Source organism: Streptomyces sp. NPDC020996, assembly GCF_040641355.1.
GTDB lineage: Bacteria > Actinomycetota > Actinomycetes > Streptomycetales > Streptomycetaceae > Streptomyces.
This window is the reverse complement of the sequence record NZ_JBFADM010000020.1, coordinates 78,200-103,105: the sequence shown is the minus strand read 5'-3', so window position 1 is coordinate 103,105 and position 24,906 is coordinate 78,200. Positions and strand designations below refer to the sequence as shown.

Genomic DNA, 24,906 nt, shown 5'->3' with positions numbered 1-24,906 from the left:
CGATGGGCGTCACGGACCCCGCCGGGCCGGTGATGGACCGGGACGAGGTGGACCGTGCGCTGGCGCGGCTCGGCGCGGAGCACGAGGCGATCGAGACCTCGCTCCTCGCCCTGCAGGACCACGCGGGCCGCAGACTCCTCGAAGGCGCCGAGCTCACCGGCGTCACCAAGGAACGCTGGCAGACCACGGAGGCGTCGATCACGCTGCTGTGGGCCTGCTTCGACGCCTACACCGGCGCGCTGCGCACCGCCCGTGAGATCCGCGCCCGCCGCCGCTGGTCCAGCCGCGAGGACCTGGTGGAGCTGACGGAACTGCTGCGCGGCGAGTCCGTCACGGTCGCCGGCTCCGCCCCGGCCACCGCGAACGCGCCGACGCTGACCGGCGGCGCGAGCAGGCTCAGCGAGCGGTTCTCGCTGAGCGCGCTGGTGGACCGGATGAACGAGCTGTACGCGACGAGCCTGGACATGGTCGTCGCCGCCGACGCGGTGTGGTCGGCGCTGCCCGCCCGCATAGATCTGCTGGCCGCGGAGCTCCAGCGCACCCGGCAGCTCGCGCACTCCGTCGGCGTGCGTCCCGGTGAGCATCCGGCGGGCGACGACCTGGAGCGCATCACGCGCACCCTGACGTCCCTGCGCGAGCAGGTGGTGTCCGACCCGCTCGCCTACTGGATCCCGGCACAGGGCAGTTCGGCGCCGGGCGGCGGCCGGCCGGACACCACGGTGTACGACCGTGAGGCGCGCGCCCTGGAGGACGTGCGCCGCGAGATCGACGCCGTGCTCACCGTCCGGCAGGACGCGGAGGCGCGGCTGGTGAAGCTGCGGGACCTGCTCAGCCGCGCGGACCGCACGCTCGCCGAGGCGCGCACCGCGCGCGGTGAGGTCCTCGCCAAGATCGCCGCGACGGAGGTGCCGGTGGTCAGCGGCCCGCCGACCGTGCTGCAGGAGCAGCTGGCGACGGCCGCCGAGTACCGCAGGCACGCCCAGTGGCACCGGCTCTCGCCGCTGCTGGAGTCCCTGGAGCAGCGGGCCGAGGACGAACTGCTGCGCGCCCGCGAGTCGCTCACCGCGGTCACCGCGCCGCTCGCGGTCCGCGCGGAGCTGCGCGGCCGCCTCGACGCGTACAAGGCGAAGGCCGCCCGGCACGGCCTGGCGGAGGATCCGCTGCTCGTCGAGCGGTACGACGCGGCGCGGCGCATGCTGTGGAGCGCGCCCTGCGACCTGCGCGTGGCCGGACAGGCCGTGCTGCGCTACCAGCAGGCGGTCGCGGAGGCGCTGGGCAGCGGACCGCGGGTGCCGGAGCAGGGCGCCCCCGAGGACCGCCGGGGGCCCGGAGCATGAGCGACGAGGGGGGTACGGCGTCATGAGTCAGGCACAGCGGACCTGCCAGCGACCCGGCTGCGGCGGAACGTACGAGGACGTGGGCGGCGGCGAACTGTACTGCGACACCTGCGGCCTGGCGCCGGTCGTCTCCGCCGGGGGTCCCTCCTCCGGGCGGGGCTCGGTGGGCTCGCCGCCGACCGGGGTCGCCGGCGGCGGCAAGGGCTCGTCGGGCAGCGGCAGCGCGCGCTCCGGCACCCGCGGCAGCTCCCGTACGTCGTCGCAGTCGTCGAAGTCCCGCCGCTCGGTGTCGGGGCGGCTGTCGCGCTCGCTGTCGGGCCGCTCCACGAGCCGTTCGGTGTCGGTGCGCAGCTCCGGCTCCTCCACCGGCAGCAGCGGGCGGAACCGGCTGGGCGCCGGACTGGTGCGGGTGCCGGACGTGCCCCGGCCCGACCCGCGGGTGATGGTGCTGGAGAACCCGGAGGTGCCCGAGCGCAAGCGGTTCTGCTCGCGCTCCGACTGCGGGGCGCCGGTGGGCCGGGCGCGCGGCGACCGGCCGGGCCGTACGGAGGGCTTCTGCACCAAGTGCGGGCAGCCGTACTCGTTCGTGCCGAAGCTGAGGGCCGGCGACGTCGTACGCGGCCAGTACGAGGTGGTGGGCTGCCTCGCGCACGGCGGCCTCGGCTGGATCTACCTCGCCGTGGACCGCGCGGTGTCCGACCGGTGGGTGGTGCTGAAGGGCCTGCTGGACACCGGCGACCAGGACGCGATGGCGGCGGCGATCTCCGAGCGGCGTTTCCTCGCCGAGATCGAGCACGCCAACATCGTGCGGATCTACAACTTCGTGGAGCACCTCGACCAGCGCACCGGCTCGCTCGACGGCTACATCGTCATGGAGTACGTCGGCGGCAAGTCGCTGAAGGAGATCGCCAACGAGCGCCGCACCCCGGACGGCAGGCGGGATCCGCTGCCGGTGGAGCAGGCGTGCGCGTACGGCATCGAGGCCCTGGAGGCGCTCGGCCACCTGCACAGCCGCAACCTGCTGTACTGCGACTTCAAGGTCGACAACGCCATCCAGACCGAGGACCAGCTCAAGCTCATCGACATGGGCGCGGTGCGCCGCATGGACGACGAGGAGTCGGCCATCTACGGAACGGTGGGCTACCAGGCGCCGGAGGTCGCGGAGGTCGGCCCGTCGGTGGCGAGCGACCTGTACACCGTCGCGCGCACGCTGGCCGTGATGACCTTCGACTTCCAGGGCTACACGAACGTCTTCGTGGACTCCCTGCCCGACCCCGACAACATCGAGGTCTTCCGCCGGTACGAGTCGTTCTACCGGCTGCTGGTCCGCGCCACCGACCCCGACCCGGCCCGCCGGTTCGCCTCCGCGCAGGAGATGGGCGAGCAGCTGACGGGCGTGCTGCGCGAGGTGGTGTCGCTGCAGACGGGCCGGGCCCGCCCCGCCCTGTCCACCCTGTTCGGGCCCGAAGTCAGAGTCACGGACGCGGAGTTGTTCCCGAGGCTGGACGGCGAGGTGTCCCGGCTGGGGGCGCGGGCGGCCGGGCGGGGGAAGCAGCCGGGAGGGTCACAGCCGTCCCCGCTGCCCGTCCCGGCGGGCGGCGGCGCCGGTCTCGTCAAGCCCGTCGACACCCGCGCCGCGGCGCTGGCCCTCCCCGTGCCCCGCGTCGACCCCGCCGACCCCAACGCCGGGTTCCTCGCGGGCCTGATGACCACCGCGCCGGCCGAGTTGCTCGGGGCGCTCGCGGCGGCTCCGACACAGTCGGTCGAGACGCGGCTGCGGCGGATCCGGGCGTGGCTGGAGAACGGCGACTTCGACGCGGCGCTGGTGTCCCTGGGGACCCTGGAGGAGGAGCGGCCCGACGACTGGCGGGTGGTCTGGTACCGGGGCGTGGCCTCGATGGTCACCGGCGACCAGGAGGGCGCCGCGCTCGCCTTCGACGCGGTCTACGACGCCTTCCCCGGCGAGATCGCCCCCAAGCTGGCCCTCGGGCTGTGCGCGGAGGTGCTCGGCCAGCTGGACAACGCCGCCGAGTACTACCGCCTGGTGTGGTCGGCGGACCCCAGTCATGTGAGCGCCGCCTTCGGCCTGGCCCGCGTGCAGCTCGCGAGCGGCGACCGGCGCGGCGCCGTACGGACGCTGGAGTCGGTTCCGGAGAGCTCCATCCACTACACGGCCGCACGGGTGGCCGCGGTGCGGGCGCGGCTGCGCGGGCGTACGGCGACGGCCCTGGACGCCCCGTTCCTGGACGACCTGCTGGCCGCCGCGGACCAGGTCGAGGCGCTGGACGCGTACGGTCTGGATCCGGCGCGCCGGGAGCAGTTGTCGGCGGAGGTCCTCGGTTGCGCGCTGGACTGGGTACTCTCCGGTGGCCAGGGTTCCGCGCCGGACGGCCGCCGCGTGCTGCTCGGCAGCGAGCTGGACGAGCGGGGACTGCGCTTCGGCCTGGAGCGTTCGTACCGCACGCTGGCCCGGCTGGCGCGGGGCGGCGAGGAGAGGATCGACCTGGTGGAACGTGCCAACCGTTACCGCCCCCGGACATGGGTGTAGTTGATGTCGCAGATGCCCCAGCAGGCCGCTCTGTCGAAGTGCCCGAGCTGTGAGGAACCGCTCGAGTCGGGTGATCGCTTCTGCGGTGCGTGCGGATACGACCTGTCCGCCGTACCTCCGCGGCCGGACGACCACCCGACGATCACGCTGAGCGGGCTGGTCCCGCCCCCGGCCGACCGCGCCGGCGGCGCGGTCCGGCCCGCCACGCCGACGGCGCCCGGCACGCCGGCCTCGCCCGGCACGCCCGCGGCGCCGGTCACGCCCCGTCCGGACGGCTCCGGCGCCCCGGCGGCGGTGGACCGGCCGGGCGAGCCGCACGCCACGCCCGCGGGCGGCGGCGCCCCGCTGCCGCCGCAGGCGCCGCCCGCCGCAGCGCCCGTGCCACCGCCCGCCGGGGCGCCCACGTCGCCGCCCGCCGGGCCGCCGGTGCCACAGCCCGCCGGAGCGCCCGTGCCACCGCCTGCCGCAGCGCCTGCGGCGCCGCCCGCCGGGGCGCCCGCGGGGCCGGCCACCGGGGTGCGCTTCGACCGGCCGCCGGAGCCCGACGAGTACCCGCTGCAGGCGCCGGACCCGCGGCTGGCCGACCTCGCGGCGCCCGCCGAGGAGACCAAGGTGTGCGTGGCCTGCCGCGCGGGCCGCGTCGACAGCGACGGCTACTGCGAGAACTGCGGGCACGCGCAGCCGCGCGAGCGCGATCACATGGAGCAGGAGTGCGGCCCGGTCGCCGCGGTCAGCGACCGCGGCCTGCGCCACCACCGCAACGAGGACGCGTTCGCCGTCGGCCACACCACGCTGCCCGACGGCACCCCCGCGTCCCTGGCCGTCGTGTGCGACGGCGTGTCGTCGGCGACCCGCCCCGACGACGCCTCCCTCGCCGCCTCCCGGGCCGGCAGCCAGGCACTGCTGGGCGCCCTGCCGCGCGGCACGCACCCGCAGCAGGCCATGCACGACGCGATCGTCGCCGCCTCACGTGCCGTCAACTCGCTGGCCGCCGAGCCCGCCACCGCCCGCGAGCACTCCCCGCACCAGAACGCGCCCGCCTGCACGCTGGTCGGCGCGGTCGTCACGTCCGGTCTGCTGGTCGTCGGCTGGGTCGGCGACAGCCGCGCCTACTGGGTTCCGGTGGACCGCAGCTCGCCGCCGGCCCGGCTCACCGAGGACGACTCGTGGGCGGCGCAGATGGTCGCCGCGGGCCTGATGAACGAGGCGGAGGCGTACGCCGACGAGCGCGCCCACGCGATCACCGGCTGGCTCGGCGCGGACGCCTACGAACTGGAGCCGCACACCGCTTCCTTCAAGCCGGACCGTCCGGGTGTGGTGGTGGTGTGCACCGACGGGCTGTGGAACTACGCGGAGGCGGCCGAGGAGATGGCGCGGATCGTCCCGCCCGACGCCGCCGTCCGCCCGCTGCACTGCGCCCAGGTACTGGTCGGTCACGCCCTGGACGGTGGGGGCCACGACAACGTAACAGTGGCCGTCGTGCCGTTCCCCGCGGTGCGTCAGGGGGCAGGATCGGCCTGAGGCCGATGACGGGGAGGCCTCGGCGGACCGGAGGGGACCGGTCCGCACATCGTCGTGGGCCCGCGCGGACGTGGGCCGTTCAAGGGGGATTTGAGCAGGTATGGCCAATATCTCGAAGGCGAGCGTGCCGCAGTTCTCGGTGGACGTGTACCAGAACGAGTACCTCCCGGAAGGCGGTCGCGAGGTCAACGCGATCGTCACGGTGACCGCCGCCGGCGGCGGCACGATCGGCAGCGCGGTCGCGGCGCCCCACCTCTACGCGCCGGGGCAGGGCCCCTCCGCGGCCGTGGCGATCATGGTCGACTGTTCGGGGTCGATGGACTATCCGGCGACCAAGATGCGCAACGCGCGGGACGCGACGGCCGCCGCCGTCGACACCCTGCGCGACGGCGTGCACTTCGCGGTGATCGGCGGCACGCACGTCGCCAAGGAGGTCTACCCGGGCGGCGGCCGCCTCGCGGTCGCCGACGCCACCACCCGCGCCCAGGCCAAGCAGGCACTGCGCAAGCTGAGCGCGGGCGGCGGCACCGCCATCGGCACCTGGCTGCGCCTCGCCGACCGGCTGCTGTCCTCCGCGGACGTCGCCATCCGCCACGGCATCCTGCTCACCGACGGCCGCAACGAGCACGAGTCGGCCGAGGACCTCAAGGCATCCCTGGACGCCTGCGCCGGCCGCTTCACCTGCGACGCCCGCGGGGTGGGCACCGACTGGGAAGTGAAAGAAGTCACAGGGGTCGCCTCCGCCCTGCTCGGCACCGCCGACATCGTCGCCGACCCGGCCGCCCTGGCCTCCGACTTCACACAGATGATGGAGAAGGCCATGGGCAAGGAGGTCGCGGACGTCGCCCTCAGGCTGTGGACGCCGGTGGGCACCACCATCAAGTTCGTCAAGCAAGTGGCGCCCACCGTCGAGGAGTTGACCGACCGCCGCACCGAGGCGGGACCGCGCGCCGGGGACTACCCCACCGGCTCCTGGGGCGACGAGTCCCGCGACTACCACATCTGCGTCGAGGTCCCGGCCGCCCACATCGGCCAGGAGATGCTGGCCGCCCGCGTCTCGCTGGTGATCCCGGAGGGCGAGAGAAGGGACGGCGGCGCGCGGAACCTGGGCGCCCAGGGCCTGGTACGGGCCGTGTGGACCGACGACATGGCCGCCTCCACCTCGATCAACCCGCAGGTCGCCCACTACACCGGACAGGCGGAACTGGCCCAGGCCATCCAGCAGGGACTGGACCTCCGCAAAGCGGGTGATTTCGATGGAGCGACGGCCAAGCTGGGCCGGGCCGTCCAACTCGCCAGCGCCTCCGGAAACGCGGATACTGCGAAACTGCTTGCGAAGGTGGTGGACGTGGTCGACGCGGCGACCGGTACTGTGCGACTGAAGACGAAGGTCGAGGACGCCGACGAGATGACTCTCGAAACCCGGTCGACAAAGACTGTTCGTGTAAAGAAGTGACCCGAAACGACGCAGCAGGACCGTAGTAGGACCCTGAAGGAGAGGGGGAAGCGCCGACATGCCGACCTGCCCGAACGGACACCAGTCGGGTTCCGACGACTGGTGCGAGGTCTGCGGTCACCGCATGGCCGGTGCCGTGCCCCCGCCCCCTCCCCCGCCACCCCCGCCCGTACCCGGCGGCGGCTACGGCTTCCCGCCCCCGCAGGGCACCCAGCCCGGCGGCCGCCCGCACCTGTCGGCCGTGCCGGACCACGAGCCGGAGCTGTGCCCGCAGTGCCGCACGCCCCGCGAGGGCGGCGCGCCCTTCTGCGAGGAGTGCCGGTGGAACTTCCTGACGAACACCGCGACCTCCTACACCCCGGCCGCCCCGCGCCCGTCGGCGCCCGGCCCGGGCCCCTCCGCGCGCTACCAGCAGCCGCCGGGACCGTCGTACGGCGCGGGTGACCCCTTCGACTACCAGGGCTCCCGCCCGTCGCAGATGAACCGGCCCGCCGAGCCGATCCCGTCCTTCGGCAGCGAGCCGTCCGGCCCCTCGAACTTCGGCCCCGACCCCTCGCGCCCGGTCCCGCCGCCCGGCCCGACCCCGCCCGCGGGCCCCGGCGGCTCCGGCGGCCCCGCGGGCCCCGGCGGCTTCGGCGCTCCCGGCACCGGCGGGCCCGGCGGGCCCGGGGGTCCTGGAGGCTCCGGCGGCTTCGGCGCTCCCGGCACCGGTGGTCCCGGCGGCTTCGGTGGTCCCGGGGGGCCTGGTGGTCACGGCGGTCCCGGGGGGCCTGGTGGTCCCGGTGGCCCCGGCGGTCACGGTGGCCCCGGCGGTCCTGCCGGTCACGGTGGCCCCGGCGGTCCTGCCGGTCACGGTGGCCCCGGTGCGTCCGGGGGCGCGCCGCAGGGGTACCAGCCGTCCGGCGCGCCCGCTCCGTCCACGTTCCCGCAGGAGACGCCGGGACGGTCCCCGCAGGGCGGTCCGCCCTTCGGCCCCGGTGACGACGACTGGGTGATCTCCCCGCCGTCGTCCGGCCCCGGCGGCCCCGGCGGCCCCGGTGCTCAGGGCGGCCGCGGTGCTCCGGGTGGCCATGGTGCTCAGGGCGGCCATGGTGCTCAGGGCGGCCCCGGCGGCCGCGGACCGGGCGGCGGCTACGGCTATCCGCAGCCCGGCGCGACCCAGGCCCCGCCCGGCCCCGCGTACCCGCAGCAGCCGGCGGCCTGGACGGCGACCATCGGGCCGGACCGCGAGTACTTCATGGCGATGATGCAGCGCTCGGGGCCCGAGGCCGCGGGGCTCAACCTGCCCGCGTACTCGCCCGAGCAGCAGCGCACCCTCAGCGGCAACCAGGTCACCATCGGCCGCCGGCGCCACTCCACCGGCGACACCCCCGACATCGACCTGTCGGTGCCGCCGGAGGACCCGGGCGTCTCGCACCAGCACGCGGTGCTGGTGCAGCAGCCGGACGGCGGCTGGGCGGTCGTCGACCAGAACTCCACCAACGGCACCACGGTCAACGGTTCCGAGGAGCCCATCCAGCCCTTCGTGCCGGTGCCGCTGCAGGACGGGGACCGGGTGCACGTCGGCGCGTGGACGACGATCACCATCCGGCGCGGCTGAGCCGTCGGGCGAGGACCGGGCAGGAACCGGGCAGGGATCAGTCAGCGGTCCGACGGGGATCAGGCGGGGAGGGGCCAGGCGTACGGCCCCTCCGGGTCGTCCAGCCAGGCCCACCCGCGCTCGCCGCCGGCCGTGACGCCGTAGCGCTCCCGTCGCGGGCGTCCCTCGCGCTCCCACAGGACGTAGGCCTCCTGCGCGTCGAGGCTGCCGCGGGTCAGCGCCAGCAGGAAGCCGAACAGCTCGTCCCCCCGGGCATGGTCGGGCACCGCGTCGAGGTCGACCGGCTCGGGGCGCGAGCCGGTCCCGCCGCGCAGCGGCACGAAGTAGGCGGGCGTGGGCAGGAAGTGCCCCTCGGCGTGTCCCCCGTCGTGGACGGTCAGCGCGATCAGGCCGGTGGCGAGCGGGGCCAGGATGCGCGCGCCGGGGTTGCACTGGGCGAGCCAGGCGGGCGGCACGGACGTCAGGGCGCAGGTCGCGACGATCCGGTCGAAGGGCGCGCGCTCGGGGACACCGCGGGCGCCGTCGCCGGTGACGACGGCCGGACGGTGTCCGGCGGCGGCCAGGTGCCGCCGCGCCGACTCCGTGATCTCCGGGTCGAGGTCGATGGTGGTGACCAGGCCGTCGTCGCCGAGCCGGTGGGCCAGCAGGGCCGCGTTGTAGCCGCTTCCGGTGCCGATCTCCAGGACCCGGTCGCCGTCCCGCACCCGCAGTTCCGCCAGCATCCGCGCCATGAGCGAGGGCTGGCTGCTGGAGGAGACCAGGTCGCCGTCGCGCAGCCGGGTGGCCAGCGGGGCGTCGGCGTAGGCGCCGCGCAGCCAGTTCTCGCGCGCGTCCGGGTCGGGGGTCTCACCCCAGCGGCGTTCGTAGCCGCCCCGGACGCCGACGTAGTAGTACGGCACGAACAGATGACGCGGGACGGCCGCGAACGCCTCCCGCCACACCGGGTCGGCGTCCCAGGCCCCGGTCGCGTCGATCCGCCGCACCAGCGCCTGCCGGCCGGAGGCGGCGAGGTCTTCCAGGCCCCTGTCGAGAGCGTGCGCGCCCATACCTCCACACTACGGGCGGTCCGGCACGGCGACGGACAAGACGGGCGCGGGAGGGGCGCGGGACCGGCACAGGGCAGGCGCGGGAGGGCCGGAGGGCCTGGGTCTTCGCTCGCGCCGTCTGCGACCATGGGGACGTGAATGAGATTCGGCGCGGCACGCTTCAGGAGCAGACCTTCTACGAGCAGGTCGGCGGGGAGGAAACCTTCCGCCGCCTGGTGCACCGCTTCTACGAGGGAGTCGCCGAGGACCCGGTCCTGCGGCCGATGTACCCGGAGGAGGACCTCGGCCCGGCCGAGGACCGGCTGACGCTGTTCCTGATCCAGTACTGGGGCGGTCCGACCACGTACAGCGAGAACCGCGGCCATCCCCGTCTGCGCATGCGGCACGCCCCCTTCACCGTGGACCGCGAGGCGCACGACGCCTGGCTGCGGCACATGCGGACGGCCCTCGACGAACTCGGCCTGTCCGAGGAGCACGAGCAGCAGCTGTGGAAGTACCTGACGTACGCGGCGGCCTCGATGGTGAACACGCCGGACTGACCGGGGACCGAGCGAGGACCGACCGGGGACGGACCGGGGACCGACCGGGGGCCGACCGGCAGGTCGGACGTACGGATTCCGGTCGCATCGCGCCGGATTCCGGTCACAATCCGGTCAAGGCCGCCTCACAACCGCTTACCCGCGCCCCCCGCCTCTGACAGCATCGCCCGGAGGTCTGGACGACCACGGGGGGCCGGGTGACCGGATTAGCGGCGACCGGATGGGGAGCGACCGCGCGGTTCGTGCTGCTGCGCGCCCGCGCGCACCGCCTGCTGCTCGCTGCCGCCCTGCTCACCGTTCTGCTGACCACGGCGGTCCTGACGACCCTGACCGCCTACGCGGGCGCGATCGGCGACGCGGCCCTGCGGCACTCGCTGGCCGACCCCTCGAACGCCGCCGACTCGGCGCTGATCGTCAAGGCCGACGTGCCGGCCGGCCGTCGCGCCGCCGCCGAGGACGCCGTCCGGGCGGGCGCGCGGCGCGCCTTCGACGGGCTGCCGGTGACCATGCGGGCGCTGCTGCGTTCCGGGCCGTACGCGCTGCCCCGCTCGCTGCGGCCGCCCGCCGAACGGTCCGGCGACCCGGACCTGACGTACTTCGCGGCCCTGGACCCCACGCAGGTGCGCATCGTCGCGGGCCGTGCCCCCCGCGACCGCCCGGGGGACGGCGTCGAGGCCGCCCTGCCGCAGGCCGCCGCCCGCGCCCTCGGCCTGCGGCCGGGCGCCCGCCTCACCCTCGCCGACCGGCTCGGCGGCCCGAAGGTGCGCGTCACGCTCACCGGCGTCTACCGTCCGGCGGCGGCCGACGCCCCCTACTGGCGGCTGGACGACCTCGGCGGCCGGGGCGTGCGGACGGTCGGCTTCACGACGTACGGCCCCCTGCTCACCACCCCCGGCGTCCTGACCGCTGGGAAGGCGGGGCACGCGGGGCACGCGGGCAAGGTGAGCGGCGGGCCGTCGGCCTGGCTGGCGTCGGCCGACTTCTCCTCCGTGACGACCGGGCGGATCGACGCGTTGCGCCGGGCGGCGCGCAGGGAGAGCGCGGCGCTGCGCGGGCAGCCCGCGCTGAGCGGCACGACCGCCGCCGGCACCTCCCTCCCGGACGTCCTGGACCGTGTCGAGCGCTCGCTGCTGGTCTCCCGCTCCACCCTGCTGATCGTCGCGCTGCAGCTCGCCCTGCTCGCCGCCTGCGCGCTGCTGCTGGTGGCCCGGCTGCTGAGCGCCGAACGGACCGGCGAGACGCGGCTGCTGAGGGCGCGCGGCGGCTCCCGGGCCCGGATCGCGGGCATCGCGGCCGTGGAGGCGCTGTTCCTGGCGGTGCCCGCGGTGGTGTGCGCGCCGCCGCTGTCGGGACCCCTCACCCGGCTGCTGGCCGGGCAGGGGGCGCTGGCCCGGATCGGGCTGCGCCTGGACGTGCCGCCCGGCGGACGGCCCGGGGTGTGGCTGGTCGCGGCGGGCGTGGCCCTGGGGTGCGCGCTGGCGGTGACGCTGCCGGCGCTCACCTTCGAGGGGTTCCGGGCGGGCCGGGCCCGGTCGCTGCCCGGGGCGGTGCGGGCGGGCGCGGACCTGGGACTGCTGGCGGTGGCCGGGGTCGCGTACTGGCAGCTCGGCCGGCAGGACTCGGGTGCGGTGGCCGAGGGGAGCCGGGGCGCCCTGGGCATCGACCCGCTGCTGGTGGCGGCGCCCGCGCTGGCGCTGCTCGCCGGGACGGTGCTGACGCTGCGGCTGCTGCCGCTGGTGGCACGGCTCGCCGAACGCCGGGCGGCCGGCGGGCGCGGGCTGACGGCGGCGCTGGCGGGCTGGCAGCTCAGCCGCCGTCCGGCGCGCGGCGCGGGCCCGGTGCTGCTGCTGGTGCTCGCCGTCGCGCTCGGCATGCTGGCCGTCGCGCAGGGCGCCTCCTGGGACCGCTCGCAGGACGACCAGGCGGACTTCGGCGCCGGCGCCCCCGTACGGGTCGTCGCCGCCGGGGAGGGCGGCCTGGGGCGCACGGACACGTACGCGGCGATCCCGCACGTCCGCGAGGCCGCGCCCGCCGTCCGTACCGAGCTGCCGCTGTCCGGCGACCGCACGGCGGCCCTGCTGGCCCTGGACACCGCGCACGCCGCGGACGCGGTGCTGATGCGCCGGGACCTGGCGTCCCGGCCGGTGCGGCCGCTGCTCGCCGGGCTCGGCCCGAAGGGGACGACGGCCGGTGCCCGGGTGCCCGCGCGCGCCGCCCGGCTGCGGCTGACGGCGACCCTGCGCAGCTCGCGTCAGCAGGGCACCACGACGGACGCGACGCTCACCCTGGAGGACCGGTACGGCACCCCGTACCAGGTCCCGGCCGGCGAACTCCCCGCCGACGGCCGCGCCCACACCCTCGGGGTCGCCCTCCCGCCGGGCCCGCTGACGCTCACCGGCGTGCAACTGGTGATGTCCCAGCCGGTCGGTCACTCCGAACGGCACCGCCTGGTCCTGGGCCGCCTGACGGCCACGAGCGCCGACGGGACCGTACGGCGGCTGCCGCTGCCGGCCGCCTGGACGGCCGACTCGGGCGGCGACGGGCAGCTCCCGTCCCCGGAGGCCGACACCAACCCGACGCGCCCGGAGGTGAGTTCGTCGGGGCCGCCGGCCATCGAGTACGACACGGGGCACATCCCGGTCGACGAGACCTGGGTCATCGCCTCGGTGACGGTGCGGATGCGGGTCGCGCAGCCCGCGCGGGCCGCGGAGGTCAGGGCCGTCGCGACCGACCGTTTCCTCGCCTCGGCGGGCGCGCGGGCCGGCGGGCGGGTGGACGTGACGCTCGGCGGCGAGAACGTGCCGGTGCGGATCGTGCGGTCGGTGCGCGCGCTGCCGACGACCGGCGACGCGGACGGCGGGGCGCTGCTGGTCGATCTGCGGTCCGTGAACCGGGTGCTGGCCGAGCGGTACGGGGCGAGCGTCACACCGACGGAGTGGTGGCTGCGCACCGACCCGGGCGCGTCGGCGCGGGTCGCCGCGCGGCTGCGGGCGCTGCCCGACCTGGAGACCGGTCAGGTCGTGGTGCGGGACGAGACGGCGGCACACCTGCGCGACGACCCGTTCGGGGCCGGCCCCGAGGCGGCGTTCGCGGCGACGGCCGCGGTGGCGGCGGCGCTGGCCGCGGTCGGGTTCGCGGTGAGCGCGGCGGGCTCGCTGCGGGAGCGGGGCGCCGAACTCGCCGTACTGCGCGCCCTGGGCGCCCCGCGCCGGCGGCTCGCCCGCATGATCGCCGTGGAGCAGGGCGTGCTGGCGGCGCTGGCGCTGGTGGTGGGCGCGGCGCTGGGGACCGTGCTGGCCCGGGCGGTGATCCCGCTGACCGTGCTGACCGCGCAGGCGACGCGCCCGGTGCCGGAGGTGCTCGTGGAACTGCCGCTCCCCCGGCTGGCCCTGGTGCTCGCGGCCGTCGCGGTGACCCCGCTCCTGGTCACCGCCCTGCTGGCACTGCGCCGGACGGACCCGGCGAGGTCACTGCGCGAGCAGGGAGGCGAGTGACATGAGCCCCGGCAGGGAAGCGGACGGCACGGAGGGCGACGGCACGGACGCCGGCGGCGCTGGAGCGGGCGGCACGGGAGCCGGCGGCACGGGAGCTGGCCGCACGGAAGCCAGGAGCCCGGGAGCGGGCAGTGCAGGAGCCGGCGGCACGGGAACCAGCGGTACGGAAGCGGGCAGCCCGGAAGCCGGCGGCACGCGAGCCGACAGCACGGAACCGGACAGCCCAGAAGCCGGCAGCACGCGAGCCGGCAGCACGGGAGCCGGTGGCGCGCCCCCGTCGCGGGTTCCGTCACCGGCCTCTCCCCAGGTCCCGGCCCCGATCTCGGTCCCAGCCCCGGTCCCGGTCCCAGCCCCGGTCCCGGTCCCGGCGCCGTGGATCCGTACCCGGCTGCGCGCCGCGCCCGCCGCCGCGTGCGCGCTGGCGCTGCTGGTGGCGCTGACCGCGTGTCTGGCGGCCGCCTTCCCGTCGGCGGTCGACCGGTACGAGGACGCCGGGCTGCGCCGGGCAGTCACGCAGGCGCGCCCCGACAGCACCGCCCTGCGCCTGTCCGCCCCGCAGCCGGACCTGCGCCTGCCCCGGGAACGGCGGGAGGAGGCGCTGCGTCCCGGCCCGCTCGGCCGGCAGTACGCGCGCGTCCGCACCGCGGTCCGGCGGCCGCTCGTCACGGACCCCGGGCAGTCGACGTACGGGGTGCGCACCGCCCGCCCGCTGCCGGCGCCGGACCCGTGGCTGCCCCGGCCGACCGGGCTGCCCGCCCAGTTCGTGCTCGCCGCGCAGCACGGTCTGGCCGGGCACGCGACGGTCCGTTCCGGCCGTCTGCCCCGGGCCGGCGCGCGGGTGACCGCCGCCACGCCCGCGGTGGAGGCCGCCGTCACCGCCGAGACCGCGAAGAAGCTGCGCATCGAGCCCGGTGCGGTGATCCACCTGCCCGCCGTGGAACGCGCCCCGCTCGCCGTCCGCGTCACCGGCGTCATCGCCCCGCGCGACCCGGACGGCGGCTACTGGGCGACCCAGCCCCTGCTGCGCAGCCCCAGCCTGGTCCGGGTGCCGGGCGGGGGCGCGGACGCCGACAAGTACTGGCTGGGCGCCCTGCTGCTGGCCCCCGAGGCGGCCCCGGCGATGCTGGGGACGGCCGGGGACCCCTGGCGCTACTGGCAGCTGGCGCCCGCCACCGGTGACCTCCACTCCCACGACGCGGACAGGCTGCGGTCGGCGATCGCCTCCCTGGAGTCCGGCCCGGACCTGCGCGCGGTGCGCGCGGCGACCGACCCGGCCACCGACGCCGAGACCGACCTCGACGAGGTGCTCGGCCGCTTCACGCGGCTGCGCGCGGGCGTCCGGCCGCTCGTCGCCGTGGCCGCCTTCGGCACCGGCACGGTCGCCGCCGTCGTCCTGCTGATGGCCGGCGCTCTGACCGCCGACCGCCGCCGCGCCGAACTCACCCTGCTGCGCGCCCGCGGCGGCTCCCTGCCCGGCGTGACGGGACGCCTGCTCGCCGAGACCGCGGTCGTCGCGCTGCCCGCGGGAGCGGTGGGCGTGGCGGTCGCGCTCCTCGCCCTCCCCGGCGGCCGCCCGCTGCCCGCCCTCACCGCGGCGGCCGCGGTGACGGTGGCCGCCTGCACCGCGTTCCCGCTGCGGGCCGCACTCGCGCACCGGACGGTCCGGGTCCACGGCGGCAGACAGGACGTGACGGCGGTACGCCCGTCCCGGCGCCGTACGGTCGCGGAGCTCACCGTGCTGGCCGTGGCGCTGGGCGCGGTCGAGACCCTGCGCAGGCGAGGCGCGGCCGGTGACCAGCTCGGCGCGCCGGCCCCGGTGCTGATCGGCGTCGCCGCGGCCCTGCTGCTGGCCCGCCTGCACCCGCTGCCCCTGCGCGCGCTGGCCCGCCCGGCGGCCCGGCTGCGGGGGTTGCTGGGTGTCCTGTCGCTGGCCCGCGCGGGCCGCGCCTCCGCCTCCGCGGTGCTGCCCCTGCTGGCGCTGCTGGCGGCGCTGACCACGGCGGCGTTCGGCGGTTCCGTCCTGGCGGGCGTGCGCGAGGCCCGCGATCACGCGGCGCTGCTCGCCGTCGGCGCCGACGCCCGCGTCGAGGCGACCGCCCCGCTGCCGTCGGGGCTGCCCGAGCGGGTGCGCCGGTCGCCCGGCGTGCGAGGGCTGGCCGAGGTGAGCCTCGCGTACCAGGCCAAGCCGGAGGACGGCAGGCAGTCGGTGCCGCTGGCGGGCGTGAACCCGCGCGCCTACGCCGAGTTGGCGGACCGGACCCGGCTCGGGGCGTTCGACGCGGGCCGGCTGAGGCGTCCGGCGGGCGGCGGGGCGCTTCCGGCGCTGGCCTCCCCGCAGGTGGCCCGCACGTACGGCACCCGGCCGTTCCCGGTGCGGCTGGAGGACGGCAGCACGGTCGCCGTCCGCGTCGCCCTGGTCCGGGCCCGCACGCCCGCGGTGACCGGCGCGGACTTCCTGGTCGTCGACCGCGCCGGGCTGAGCCGCGAGGCCGCCCGTCCCAACGTGCTGCTGCTGACCGGCGGCCGGCTCGACGCGGGCGCGCTGCGCCGGACGGCGGGCGGCGCCGGGGCCGTGCAGGTGCGGGCGGAGGAGCGCGCCGGGTACGTCGACTCGCCCCTGCAGTCCGGCGCCGAGCGCGTCTACACCGCCGCCGTGGCCGCCGGCGCGGGCTACGCCGTCCTGGCCCTGCTGCTGTCCCTGCTGCGTGCCGCCCCCGAACGGGCCGCCCTGCTGGCCCGGCTGCGCACGATGGGGCTGACCCGTGCGCAGGGCCGCCGTCTGCTGGTCCTGGAGTCGCTGCCGCAGGCGCTGCCGGCCGCGGCGGGCGGGGCGTTGACCGGCTGGGCGGCGATCCGGCTGCTGTCGCCCGGCGTCGACCTGACGACGATCGCCCTCGCCTCCGCCGAAACCGCCACGGGCCGCACCGAGTTGCGCACGGACGCGATGTCGCTGGCGGTGCCCGCGCTGGCGATCCTGGCGGTGACGGTGGCCGTCGCGGTGGTGCAGGCATGGTGGACGGGACGCCGGGGATCGATCACGGAACTCCGCGCGGGAGACACCCGATGACCCGCCCGGCCCCCCTCGGAGCACCCACCCCGACCACGGACGGAACACCCCCCGTCGAAGCGCCCACCCGGACCACGGGCGTGACCCGCCCGACGACCCACCCGGCCCCCGTCGGAGCGCCGGTCGAGGAGGCAGCCCGATGACGACGAACCCCACCCTCGCCGACCTGGCCGACCGCGCCGCCGCGCGCCGGGACCGCCCGGCCTACGGCCACGACGCGCTGATCACCTGCGACCGCCTGGTCCGTATCTTCAGCGCGGACGGAGTGGAGGTGCAGGCGCTCCAGGGCCTCGACCTGCTGGTCCGCGAGGGCGAGTTGATGGCGCTGGTGGGCGCGTCCGGCAGCGGCAAGTCCACCCTCATGAACATCCTCGCCGGCCTGGACACCCCCACCGCCGGCGCCGCCCGCGTCGCCGGGCACGACCTGCTCACCATGACCGCCAGGGACCGTCTGGCCTACCGCCGCGGCACCGTCGGCTTCGTCTGGCAGCAGACCTCCCGCAACCTCCTGCCCTACCTCACCGCCGCCCAGAACGTCGCCCTACCGCTGCAACTGTCCGGCGCCCGCGGCCGCGGGGCCCGCCGCGCCCACGCCGAACGCGCCCTGGAATTGCTGGAGTTGCTACAGGTGGCCGACTGCCGCGACCGCCGCCCGCACCAGATGTCCGGCGGCCAGCAGCAGCGCGTGGCCATCGCCGTCGCCCTCGCCAACGGCCCCGCGGTCCTGCTCGCCGACGAGCCCACCGGCGAACTCGACTCCCACACCGCGGAACAGGTCTTCGCCGCCTTCCGCACCGCGAACGAGCGCCTCGGCACCACCGTCGTCATCGTCACCCACGACCAGGCGGTCGCCACGGAGGTGCGCCGCACGGTCGCCATCCGGGACGGCCGCACCTCCACGGAGGTGCTGCGCCGCAGCGAGGTCGACGCGGCGACCGGTCACGAGACGGTGGTCGCCCGCGAGTACGCCATGCTCGACCGGGCCGGCCGCCTCCAGCTCCCGGCCGAGTACACCGAGGCCCTCGGCATGCGGGACCGGGTGGCCCTGGAACTGGAGAGCGACCACATCGCCGTCCGCCCGGACGACAGCGGCGAGCAGGGCTGACGGCTCGCCCGTCGTCAGCGGACGCAGTCAGCGGACGCAGTCAGCGGACGCAGTCAGCGGACGCAGTCAGCAGATGCAGTCGTCAGCGGACGCAGTCGTCAGCGGACGCTGACGCCCAGCGCCTCACGTCCCGCCCGCCGCACGGCGACCGACCCGTACGGCGTGCGCAGCCTCAGCCAGGCGCCCGACGTGAACAGCGCCGGGTCGTCCCCCTCGGGGCGCAGGAAACCGAGCGACTGGGCCGCGTGCACCACCCGCACCGGCAGCCCCGTGCCGCCGATCGTGCGGGACCAGATCTCCCGCCCGATGCGGTCCACTTCGGCCCGCGTCCGCTGCTGCGGCGCCAACTCCTCGGTGCGGGAGCGGAACTCGGCGACCGCCGCGCCGACCGCCGCGCGCAGTGCGTCCGGCGCCGGAAGACCGGGCTCGGGCCGCCACCCTCCGCGCGGCGGCAGCACACCCGCCCACGGCGGCCCGGTGACCGCGGCCGGCACGACGGCCGTGGACGCCGGCTCGTCGACGGACTCGAGCAGTTCACCGGCCGACACGGTCACGTCCAGCGCAGCGGCCGGCCCGTCCTCGTACGGCTTGGCGAGCCGCACCGCGCGGATCGCCAGCACCTCGAAGGACGGCGGCCGTCCGAAGACGGCGAGCGCGGTGCCCGCCGCCTGGATGCGTACCGCCGCTCCGCGGTCGTAGTGGAGCAGCCGGGAGAGGAAGGCCGCGAGATCCGCCGCCTCCCCCTCGTCCGCGAGGTGGAGCACCGTCATGCGGCGACGGCCTCCTCCTCGTCGTCGTCATCCCGGTACTCCGCCAGGAACTCCCGCTCCTCCGCGGTGATCCGGCGGGGCCGCTGCGCCTCGAAGTCGAACGGCACGATCACCGTCGAGGCGCGGACGTAGAGGACGTCGTCGTCCTTCACCTCGTAGGCGATGGTGAAGGACGCCGCCCGGATCTCCGTGACCCACAGCTCGATGTCCACGGGCGCGTGCCGGTGGACGAGCTGCCGCTTGTAGTCGATCTCATGGCGCGCCACCACGGACCCCTGCTGGAACTCCTTGTCCGGGCGGAACAGGAAGTCGATACGGGCTTCCTCCAGGTAGCGCAGGAAGACCACGTTGTTGACGTGCCCGTACGCGTCCATGTCCGCCCAGCGCAGCGGGCAGCGGTAGATGTGCCGCAAGATCGATCAGCCCCGGGTCAGCTTCTTGTAGGTGGCGCGGTGCGGACGCGCGGCGTCCGGCCCGAGCCGCTCGATCTTGTTCTTCTCGTACGACTCGAAGTTGCCCTCGAACCAGAACCACTTGGACTCGCCCTCGTAGGCGAGGATGTGGGTGGCGACGCGGTCCAGGAACCAGCGGTCGTGGGAGACGACCACGGCGCAGCCCGGGAACTCCAGCAGGGCGTTCTCCAGGCTGGAGAGCGTCTCGACGTCGAGGTCGTTGGTCGGCTCGTCGAGGAGCAGCAGGTTGCCGCCCTGCTTGAGGGTGAGCGCCAGGTTCAGGCGGTTGCGCTCACCGCCGGAGAGCACACCGGCCGGCTTCTGCTGGTCCGGGCCCTTGAAACCGAAGGCGGAGACGTAGGCCCGCGAGGGCATCTCGACCTGGCCGACGTTGATGTAGTCCAGCTCGTCGCTGACGACGGCCCACAGCGTCTTCTTGGGGTCGATGTTCTCGCGGCTCTGGTCGACGTAGGAGATCTTGACGGTGTCGCCGACCTTGATCGAACCGGAGTCGGGCTTCTCCAGCCCCTGGATCATCTTGAACAGCGTGGTCTTGCCCGCGCCGTTCGGCCCGATGATGCCGACGATGCCGTTGCGCGGCAGCGTGAAGGAGAGGTCGTCGATGAGGACCTTCTCACCGAAGGCCTTCCTGAGGTGTTCGACCTCGACGACGACGTTGCCCAGCCGCGGCCCCGGCGGGATCTGGATCTCCTCGAAGTCCAGCTTCCGCATCTTCTCGGCCTCGGCGGCCATCTCCTCGTAGCGGGCCAGACGCGCCTTGGACTTCGCCTGCCGTCCCTTGGCGTTGGAGCGCACCCACTCCAGCTCTTCCTTGAGCCGCTTCTGCCGCTTGGCGTCCTTCTGGCCCTCGACCTTGAGGCGGGCGGCCTTGGTCTCCAGGTACTTGGAGTAGTTGCCCTCGTAGCCGTGCAGGCGGCCGCGGTCGACCTCGCAGATCCACCCGGCGACGTTGTCCAGGAAGTACCGGTCGTGGGTGACGGCGACGACGGTGCCCTCGTACTTGGCGAGGTGCTGCTCCAGCCAGTTCACCGATTCGGCGTCGAGGTGGTTGGTGGGCTCGTCGAGGAGCAGCAGGTCGGGAGCCTCCAGCAGAAGCTTGCAGAGCGCCACCCGGCGCTTCTCGCCACCGGAGAGGTTGACCACGGGCCAGTCGCCGGGCGGGCAGCCCAGGGCGTCCATGGCCTGCTCCAGCTGGGCGTCGAGGTCCCAGGCGTTGGCGTGGTCGAGTTCCTCCTGGAGCTTGCCCATCTCGTCGAGCAGGGCGTCCGAGTAGTCGGTCGCCATCAGCTCGGCGATCTCGTTGAACCGGTCGAGCTTGCCCTTGATCTCGGCGACACCCTCCTGGACGTTCTCCAGGACGGTCTTCTCGTCGTTCAGCGGGGGCTCCTGGAGCAGGATGCCGACGCTGTAGCCGGGCGACAGGAACGCGTCGCCGTTGGAGGGCTGCTCCAGGCCCGCCATGATCTTCAGCACGGTCGACTTGCCGGCACCGTTCGGACCGACGACGCCGATCTTGGCACCCGGCAGGAAGTTCAGGGTGACGTCGTCGAGGATCACCTTGTCGCCGTGCGCTTTGCGCGCCTTGCGCATGGTGTAAATGAACTCAGCCAAGAGAAACCGTCCGGCAGCTTGAAATCTGGCAGTGGGCAGATACACCCCATCTTGCCTGACCGCCACCCCTGGGGGGAAACGCGTCTGGCCGGGGGGCTGTGACCTGGTGGTTTGCCCCCGACGGCGGTAGCGCGGGGGTCGCTGCCCGTCGTCGTCGGGTGGCCTCGACCACCCTCGCACGGCCCGGGAACGGCCCAGGAACGGCCCAGAGGTGATCACCAGGAACGGCCGTTGGCCGACACAGGCCGCCACCGACACGGGCCGCGTGCACCACAGCCACCGACAGCCACGACCGGGCACGCCGGCCGCGAAGGGCCGCCGCGCCGGCCGGCGGACAGGAGTCGCGGCGCCTCACCGTCCAGCACCCGCCCCGCCCGCTGAACTGCCACCGAGCGATGCAGCGTCGGCCACGGACAAATCCCCCTCCTGGCGCACATCGAGCGGGGCCACAGAAAGGCGCGGCTGCTGCTGCGAAGCAGTTGCGGACACCGCGCTGCGCAAGCCCACGCACCTCGCCGAGAACCGGCCGAAATCCGACAGCTACGACGAACACGCCGCAGCCGTCACGCCGACCGCCGTGGTGCCCATCGGAACCGAGTTCGACACGCCGCTGCCGTGGCAGACCGAGATCGGCCACACACCTCCTGAGGCTGCACCCAGCACTCCGGCCCGACGATGCGAGCCCCGGACGTCGGGGTTTCGCGATGCTGCTGAAGATGGTTGTTCCTGGGCGTGCAGTTCTTCCGCGGCGGCGACCCTTGGCGTGCTCTGCAATCCGGGTCGGGTGAGACCTACAGCAGGGCATGAGTTGAGTGATTATCACTCAGGACAAATATGAATAACTCGCACAAACTGGCCGAGATATGCGTTATCTGGGTCGCATTGAGCGGCGACGAAATTCAATGGCAAGTAGGCGGGGGATCGAGGAAGTGGAGTACAGGTGTCAAGCGCGAACGACAGCGCGCCTCTGGGGAATGAACGTCGCAAAAACCTCCCTCACGGCCCTCACGGCGGTTGGCCTCATGGGATGCAGCCATTCGGCCGACGTTGACCCGCCCAAGGGCGTCCCGAACAAGACGAAGGCTCCGGGGTCTTTCGCAGAGCCGTTCCCCGAGAAGCTGTTCGGGACACTGAACCTCGTCTCCGTGACCCCCGCCGAGGGGGCCTCCCAGATTCCTGAGGGGGCGCATCACAAGGTTGTCGGCGACCAGCTCACTGTGCTTTACCGGGGTGACAAGGGCTGGAAGCTGTCCGCCACCGGAGCGCAGGCCGAGGTGAGCGACATCAGAGCCGCCATGGCCATGCTGACTGAGAAGGCCGGCAAGCCGGCCGGTGCAAGGACGGACTGGGTGCCCGTGAATCCCGGCTCGTCCCCGGCTCTGGCCTCCTGCCAGAACCTCGCCGAGGGAGAAGGTACCCGTTGCTATTGGGTCGACTCCGACACGGTGGGCTATATGATCATGTCGGAGGAGGCAGCGATCCTGCCGTTCGACGACACCAGGCTCGCTCTGGAGGGACTTGAGGCGAAGAAGAGCTGATGCTGTAAGCCTCCGGCCTCTTCTCCCTGACCCACCATGACAGGGTCGGTGTTGCGCGCCGGAAGGCTCATGAAGATCTTGGCGAGGGGGCGTCCGGCCGGAGGCCGGGCAGCCCCTTTTCACCAAGCGGTGGCCGGGGCGAGTTGCCGGCTGCCGCCAGTGCGAGTGAGTCCGGGGTTGATCAGGATGCGGTCGGCTTTGGCCTTGGCGCACCGCTCGCGGAGCAGGCATCCGGTGCACAGGTTCCGGAATGCCGCCTTGTGCTGGTTGTGCTGTCCGCCGGGGTCCGACAGGGCAACCGTGTGCCTGGCGGAGCAGGGGACCGTGGCGGCGGTGTCGATGGCGAAGTCGTCCAGGGTGGAGCCGCCGGGGGCGGCGGGCCGAAGCAGGCGGGCTCGAAGAACAGCCGGTGCCCCGCCTGTTGCAGGTGCAGCGGTCCGCGAAGTGCCCCGCGCCGCCGAGGTCGCTGCCGTTGGGTGCACCACGCACGACTGCACCGATCCCGGCAAACACCGCATCGCCTGGAACAACGAGCAGGCCCGCGCCGAACGAGCCCGTCCGCGGGCCGGTGCGTACTTTCACGCTGTTGAGTTGCCAAGGATCCGTCCCGTCCGGGGACCCCGGCACGTGCGGCACGCGCCGCCCGTGCTCAGGGGGTCTGCTTCCTGCGGACGACGACCAGGGCCGCGCCGCCGATCACCACGAAGGCGATGGCGAGGCCCGCGATCAGCGGTGTCGCGCTGGAGCCACCGGTCGCGGCGAGGTTGGTGTCGTCGGCGACGCCACCCACCGTGGCGGGGCTCGGCTCGCTGAGCGTCTGGGTCACCTCGCCGCCCCCGCTGCCCTGCGTCTTGCAGTCGAGCACCCCGGTGAACCGCTTCTCCAGGCCGCCCGGCCCCGTGATCGTGAAGTCGTACGCCTGGTCCTCCTGCAGCGGGATCGTCACCGTGCGCGACTGCCCCGCGGGGATGCTGTGCTCGAGGCCCATCAGCTCGAAGGTGAACGCCTCGTCGCCCTGGTTCGCGGCGGTGATGTCCAAGCCCCCCTCGGCGCAGTTCCGCTCCGCCGACAGCGCCGGTATCGCACCGGTCTTGGCCCAGGTCGCGCTCGCCGTCGCCGAGACGGTCGACTCGCTGGAACCGGCCAGGATCTGCGTCTGGCTCCTGCTCTCGGACGCGAAGGCCCGGCCGACCGGCACGGTGGTCGACGCCTGCGCGGTCAGCTCGGCCGACCCGTCGGCGGCGTCCTCGGGGACGTCGAAGAAGACCTTGCCGCCGTCCGCCGCGGAGGTGAGCGGCTTGCCGTCCTTGTCGACGATCCGCACACCGCTGATGGCCGCGTCCGCGGGCGGCGCCAGTGTCACGGCGTCCGCGTTGGTGTGCACGGTCACCGGGCCGAGCAGTCCGCCGGGGCGGCCGGAGACGGCGGGCGGGTCGAGAGTCAGCGACGCCTCGGGCTCCGCGACGTCGACCGCGCTGCGCTGGAGGTAGTCCGCGAGCTTCTCGGCCTGCGGGTCGACGGCGTCGACGTCGGCCCCGTCCGAGTAGCGCCAGATCGCCACCTGGGTGCCGGCCGCCGCGTCCTGCTCCGTCAGGCCGCCCGCGACGCCGGCCTTGGCGGCGAGCGCCGCGAGGTCGTTGACCTGCGGGTAGGAGTTCTGCAGGATCCAGCGGATCCTGCCCGCGTCCTTGTTGGCGCCCAGCGAGGTGCCGCTCCAGGGGGTCTCCTGGTACTTCGCGTCCCGCTGCGTGGGGTTGTGGATGTCGACGCAGTACGTCTGCAGCGTGCCGCCGCCGTCGACCGACATCTCGAACAGGCCCGCCGACACCTGCTGGTCACCGGAGTCGCCGTGGATCACCGCGGCGCCGTACGTCTTGAGGCCGCCTATGGTGGCGGTCGCCCCGCCCTGCCCCGGTGTCGTCTCCGCGGCCGCGGCCGTACCGGCCCCCGTCAGCACGCCGGCGGTGAGGAGCCCGGACGCCAGCGTCACGGCGGCCACGCGGACCGCTCGACGCCCTCGCAGGGACGGCACAGAGAACGAAGCAAACACCAAATTCCCCTTCGAGCAGGACCGTTGACGTGGGGGGTGCGGTCCCAGCAGCAGAATCAGAAGCCCCGAGAGCTATGCCCGGCATCCTAAGGACGCGGCACACCGCGACTCCCAGTCATATCGTCAGACAAGCGATCCGACTCGGAATCGTTATCCCCGAGACGGCCCATGAGCAGGGCTTATCGACAAATCCACCGTGCCGTCGGGAAGGCATGGGCCGATATGTCGCACTCGGGTCAGCCCGGGGCACGGCCTGACATCACGTCACCGCGGCGGCCTGCGCGCCCCGTCGGGAAGCCGGGTGAGCGGAACCCGGGGCCGCGGGGCCCGGATGCGGACTCTCCCAGTCGGGCTCCGGCTGCCGGGGTACGGCGGCCGCCCCCGGCTCGGGCCTGTTCGTCCGGCGGAAGGCCGAGGTGCCGCGGGCGAGATCGTGACCGACCGCCGTCGCGTCGAGGTCCGCCGAGGTCCGGTTCTGCCCCTCGTGCACGTCCGTACGCACCTTCAGCCTGCCCTGCACGACGACGGGATCGCCCACGTTGAGCGACGCCGCCACGTTCACGGCGAGCTGCCGGTTGGCCCACACCGTGAAGAAGTTGGTGTGCCCGTCCGCCCACAGGCTCCTCTCGCGGTCCCAGTAGCGCGAGGTCACCGCGAGCCGGAACCGCGCGGACGCTCCCGACGCGAGCTCCCGGTACACCGGTTGCGTGGCCACGTTCCCCACAGCGCAGATGATGGTCTCGTTCATCGC

Annotated in this window: 16 protein-coding genes; 10 read left to right on the top strand and 6 right to left on the bottom strand. The window is 74.7% G+C overall.

Features of this window, described 5'->3' with window-relative positions; translation table 11 throughout:
- Positions 1–2: 2 nt before the first annotated feature.
- The 5 genes from AB0G63_RS16950 (at position 3) to AB0G63_RS16930 (ending at position 8,462) form a co-directional block, all read left to right on the top strand.
- On the top strand, positions 3–1,337 hold the full coding sequence (locus tag AB0G63_RS16950; protein WP_360750552.1) for a hypothetical protein: 1,335 nt from the start codon (positions 3–5) through the stop codon (positions 1,335–1,337).
- Positions 1,338–1,359: 22 nt separating this feature from the next.
- Positions 1,360–3,885, top strand: coding sequence for a tetratricopeptide repeat protein (locus AB0G63_RS16945; RefSeq protein WP_360750550.1), 2,526 nt, complete (start codon positions 1,360–1,362; stop codon positions 3,883–3,885).
- 3 nt (positions 3,886–3,888) lie between these two features.
- On the top strand, positions 3,889–5,406 hold the full coding sequence (locus tag AB0G63_RS16940; RefSeq protein WP_360750548.1) for a protein phosphatase 2C domain-containing protein: 1,518 nt from the start codon (positions 3,889–3,891) through the stop codon (positions 5,404–5,406).
- Positions 5,407–5,506: 100 nt separating this feature from the next.
- Complete coding sequence (locus AB0G63_RS16935) at positions 5,507–6,862, top strand: VWA domain-containing protein (RefSeq protein WP_360750546.1); 1,356 nt, start codon at positions 5,507–5,509, stop codon at positions 6,860–6,862.
- A 58-nt stretch (positions 6,863–6,920) separates the two neighbouring features.
- A complete protein-coding gene (locus AB0G63_RS16930) occupies positions 6,921–8,462 on the top strand; it encodes an FHA domain-containing protein (protein ID WP_360750544.1) in 1,542 nt (513 codons plus the stop codon).
- Between the two features lie 59 nt (positions 8,463–8,521).
- On the opposite strand, the gene AB0G63_RS16925 is transcribed toward AB0G63_RS16930, so the two are convergent.
- The gene (locus tag AB0G63_RS16925; protein WP_360750542.1) at positions 8,522–9,508 is read right to left on the bottom strand and encodes a methyltransferase domain-containing protein; all 987 of its coding nucleotides are present in this window, start codon (positions 9,506–9,508) and stop codon (positions 8,522–8,524) included.
- A gap of 134 nt (positions 9,509–9,642) precedes the next feature.
- Here AB0G63_RS16925 and AB0G63_RS16920 point away from each other — a divergent pair, with 134 nt between their 5' ends.
- The 4 genes from AB0G63_RS16920 (at position 9,643) to AB0G63_RS16905 (ending at position 17,713) form a co-directional block, all read left to right on the top strand.
- Positions 9,643–10,047: a globin gene (locus tag AB0G63_RS16920; RefSeq protein WP_360750540.1), complete on the top strand. Its 405-nt coding sequence runs from the start codon at positions 9,643–9,645 to the stop codon at positions 10,045–10,047.
- 197 nt (positions 10,048–10,244) lie between these two features.
- The gene (locus tag AB0G63_RS16915) at positions 10,245–13,541 is read left to right on the top strand and encodes an FtsX-like permease family protein (protein WP_360750538.1); all 3,297 of its coding nucleotides are present in this window, start codon (positions 10,245–10,247) and stop codon (positions 13,539–13,541) included.
- A gap of 319 nt (positions 13,542–13,860) precedes the next feature.
- The gene (locus AB0G63_RS16910) at positions 13,861–16,608 is read left to right on the top strand and encodes an FtsX-like permease family protein (RefSeq protein ID WP_360750583.1); all 2,748 of its coding nucleotides are present in this window, start codon (positions 13,861–13,863) and stop codon (positions 16,606–16,608) included.
- A 139-nt stretch (positions 16,609–16,747) separates the two neighbouring features.
- Positions 16,748–17,713 carry an ABC transporter ATP-binding protein gene (locus tag AB0G63_RS16905; protein ID WP_360750536.1) on the top strand — a complete coding sequence of 322 codons (966 nt, stop codon included), beginning with the start codon at positions 16,748–16,750 and terminating at the stop codon, positions 17,711–17,713.
- Positions 17,714–17,811: 98 nt separating this feature from the next.
- On the opposite strand, the gene AB0G63_RS16900 is transcribed toward AB0G63_RS16905, so the two are convergent.
- Genes AB0G63_RS16900 through ettA form a run of 3 tightly spaced genes read right to left on the bottom strand, consistent with a single transcriptional unit; the run spans position 17,812 to position 20,567 of the window.
- Positions 17,812–18,483 carry a hypothetical protein gene (locus tag AB0G63_RS16900; protein ID WP_360750534.1) on the bottom strand — a complete coding sequence of 224 codons (672 nt, stop codon included), beginning with the start codon at positions 18,481–18,483 and terminating at the stop codon, positions 17,812–17,814.
- On the bottom strand, positions 18,480–18,896 hold the full coding sequence (locus AB0G63_RS16895; protein ID WP_360750532.1) for a thioesterase family protein: 417 nt from the start codon (positions 18,894–18,896) through the stop codon (positions 18,480–18,482). Before AB0G63_RS16895 ends, AB0G63_RS16900 begins: the two co-directional genes overlap by 4 nt.
- A 6-nt stretch (positions 18,897–18,902) precedes the next feature.
- The gene (gene ettA / locus AB0G63_RS16890; RefSeq protein WP_324783927.1) at positions 18,903–20,567 is read right to left on the bottom strand and encodes an energy-dependent translational throttle protein EttA; all 1,665 of its coding nucleotides are present in this window, start codon (positions 20,565–20,567) and stop codon (positions 18,903–18,905) included.
- Between the two features lie 974 nt (positions 20,568–21,541).
- On the opposite strand from ettA, the gene AB0G63_RS16885 reads away from it, so the two are divergent.
- The gene (locus AB0G63_RS16885) at positions 21,542–22,105 is read left to right on the top strand and encodes a hypothetical protein (RefSeq protein WP_360750531.1); all 564 of its coding nucleotides are present in this window, start codon (positions 21,542–21,544) and stop codon (positions 22,103–22,105) included.
- A gap of 649 nt (positions 22,106–22,754) precedes the next feature.
- On the opposite strand, the gene AB0G63_RS16880 is transcribed toward AB0G63_RS16885, so the two are convergent.
- Both AB0G63_RS16880 and AB0G63_RS16875 read right to left on the bottom strand, forming a co-directional pair.
- Complete coding sequence (locus AB0G63_RS16880) at positions 22,755–24,104, bottom strand: Cys-Gln thioester bond-forming surface protein (RefSeq protein ID WP_360750529.1); 1,350 nt, start codon at positions 24,102–24,104, stop codon at positions 22,755–22,757.
- Between the two features lie 310 nt (positions 24,105–24,414).
- Positions 24,415–24,903 (bottom strand): single-stranded DNA-binding protein, encoded by a 489-nt coding sequence (locus AB0G63_RS16875; protein ID WP_360750527.1) that lies wholly within the window; start codon positions 24,901–24,903, stop codon positions 24,415–24,417.
- Positions 24,904–24,906 lie beyond the last annotated feature (3 nt).